This window comes from Oharaeibacter diazotrophicus (genome assembly GCF_004362745.1).
In the GTDB taxonomy this organism is placed as follows: domain Bacteria; phylum Pseudomonadota; class Alphaproteobacteria; order Rhizobiales; family Pleomorphomonadaceae; genus Oharaeibacter; species Oharaeibacter diazotrophicus.
Map to the genome: position 1 here is coordinate 577,501 of NZ_SNXY01000010.1, position 2,857 is coordinate 580,357.

2 rRNA genes (1 of these 2 cut by a window edge) are annotated in these 2,857 nt (G+C 57.4%); both read left to right on the plus strand.

The annotated features are described in order from the left end of the window. Nucleotides 1-2,449, plus strand: a 23S ribosomal RNA gene (locus EDD54_RS20260); it begins 383 nt to the left of the window's first position. Between the two features lie 114 nt (nt 2,450-2,563). Then, a 5S ribosomal RNA gene (gene rrf, locus EDD54_RS20265) occupies nt 2,564-2,680 on the plus strand. Nucleotides 2,681-2,857: the final 177 nt, after the last annotated feature.

Consider the following 2,857-nt stretch of genomic DNA (forward strand, 5'->3'; position numbering starts at 1 on the left):
AAGCCGGGCCACAGCGGGTGACAGCCCCGTACGCGTAGATGTCGTCCATGATCCTCGAGTAAGGCGGGACACGTGCAATCCTGTCTGAACATGGGGGGCCCACCCTCCAAGCCTAAGTACTCCTCAGCGACCGATAGCGAACCAGTACCGTGAGGGAAAGGTGAAAAGCACCCCGACGAGGGGAGTGAAAGAGCACCTGAAACCGGATGCCTACAAACAGTGGGAGCCCGCAAGGGTGACCGCGTACCTTTTGTATAATGGGTCAGCGACTTAGTCTGACGAGCGAGCTTAAGCCGGTAGGCGTAGGCGCAGCGAAAGCGAGTCTGAACAGGGCGTTCAGTTCGTCGGATTAGACCCGAAACGAGGTGATCTAGTCATGAGCAGGCTGAAGGTGCGGTAACACGCACTGGAGGGCCGAACCCACGCCTGTTGAAAAAGTCGGGGATGACTTGTGACTAGGGGTGAAAGGCCAATCAAACCTCGAAATAGCTGGTTCTCCGCGAAATCTATTTAGGTAGAGCGTCGGACGAACACTCCTGGGGGTAGAGCTACTGGATGGGCTAGGGGGTCCCACAGACTTACCAAACCTAACCAAACTCCGAATACCAGGAAGTGCTATCCGGCAGACACACGGCGGGTGCTAACGTCCGTCGTGAAGAGGGAAACAACCCTGACCTACAGCTAAGGTCCCGAAGTCGTGGCTAAGTGTGAAACGATGTGGGAATCCCAAAACAACCAGGATGTTGGCTTAGAAGCAGCCATCATTTAAAGAAAGCGTAACAGCTCACTGGTCTAAACAAGGGTTCCTGCGCGGACAATGTAACGGGGCTCAAGCCACGCACCGAAGCTTAGGATTTGGCAGCGATGCCAAGTGGTAGCGGAGCGTTCCGTAGGCCTGTGAAGCCGGACCCGTGAGGGCCGGTGGAGGTATCGGAAGTGAGAATGCTGACATGAGTAACGACAAGGGGTGTGAGAGACACCCCCGCCGAAAGTCCAAGGGTTCCTGCGTAAAGCTAATCTGCGCAGGGTTAGCCGGCCCCTAAGGCGAGGCCGAAAGGCGTAGTCGATGGGAATCAGGTGAATAGTCCTGAGCCTGCAGGTGGTGACGGATGCCGTGTGTGGTTCGCCCTTATCGGATTGGGCGGGCTTCGAAGGCGTTCCAGGAAACAGCCCCTGCATCATAGACCGTACCCGAAACCGACACAGGTGGACTGGTAGAGTATACCAAGGCGTTTGGGCGAATTGTGCTGAAGGAACTCGGCAAATTGCCTCCGTAACTTCGGGAGAAGGAGGCCCCGGTTCTGGGCAACCAGGATCGGGGGGCACAGACGAGGGGGTGGCGACTGTTTAACAAAAACACAGGGCTCTGCGAAATCGCAAGATGACGTATAGGGTCTGACGCCTGCCCGGTGCCGGAAGGTTAAGAGGAGGGGTGCAAGCTCCGAATTGAAGCCCCGGTAAACGGCGGCCGTAACTATAACGGTCCTAAGGTAGCGAAATTCCTTGTCGGGTAAGTTCCGACCTGCACGAATGGCGTAACGACTTCCCCGCTGTCTCCAGCACAGGCCCAGTGAAATTGAATTCCCCGTGAAGATGCGGGGTTCCTGCGGTCAGACGGAAAGACCCCGTGCACCTTTACTATAGCTTCACACTGGCATTCGTGTCGGCATGTGTAGGATAGGTGGTAGGCTTTGAAGCGGGGGCGCCAGCTCTCGTGGAGCCATCCTTGAAATACCACCCTTATCGTCATGACTGTCTAACCGCGGCCCGTCATCCGGGTCCGGGACAGTGTGTGGTGGGTAGTTTGACTGGGGCGGTCGCCTCCCAAAGAGTAACGGAGGCGCGCGAAGGTGGGCTCAGAGCGGTCGGAAATCGCTCGACGAGTGCAATGGCATAAGCCTGCCTGACTGCGAGACTGACACGTCGAGCAGAGTCGAAAGACGGCCATAGTGATCCGGTGGTCCCTCGTGGACGGGCCATCGCTCAACGGATAAAAGGTACGCCGGGGATAACAGGCTGATGATGCCCAAGAGTCCATATCGACGGCATCGTTTGGCACCTCGATGTCGACTCATCACATCCTGGGGCTGGAGCAGGTCCCAAGGGTTCGGCTGTTCGCCGATTAAAGTGGTACGTGAGTTGGGTTCAGAACGTCGTGAGACAGTTCGGTCCCTATCTGCCGTGGGTGTAGGAGTATTGAGAGGATCTGTCCCTAGTACGAGAGGACCGGGATGGACGTACCTCTGGTGGACCTGTTGTCGCGCCAGCGGCATTGCAGGGTAGCTATGTACGGACTCGATAACCGCTGAAGGCATCTAAGCGGGAAACGAACCTCGAAACCAGTGCTCCCTATCAGAGCCGTGGTAGACCACCACGTCGATAGGCCGGGTGTGGACGCACGGCAACGTGCGAAGCTTACCGGTACTAATAGCTCGATCGGCTTCATCGCTCTCATTGTCAACGCACCCTCGAGGCCAATACGGCCACGAGCAACAAACGAAACGATCCCCCGGGACGCCCCAACGGCAACCCGGACAGAGACCAACTTCCTGATCTTCGCCGGCCTGGTGGTCATGGCGGGGAGAAAAACACCCGATCCCATCCCGAACTCGGCCGTGAAACTCCCCAGCGCCAATGGTACTTCGTCATATAGACGCGGGAGAGTAGGTCGCCGCCAGGCCTGCAAAGCTCAGGAAACACACAAACGCAAGCGCGTCGTCGAAACATGACCGGCGCAGCCCAACTTCACGAACACGCCTTCTCACAACGACACCCGAACAATACCCGACACCATACCGACCAAGACGACATCAACCCGCCAGGCTAACCGCCGGCGGGCTAAACCCGTTCCGAAAAC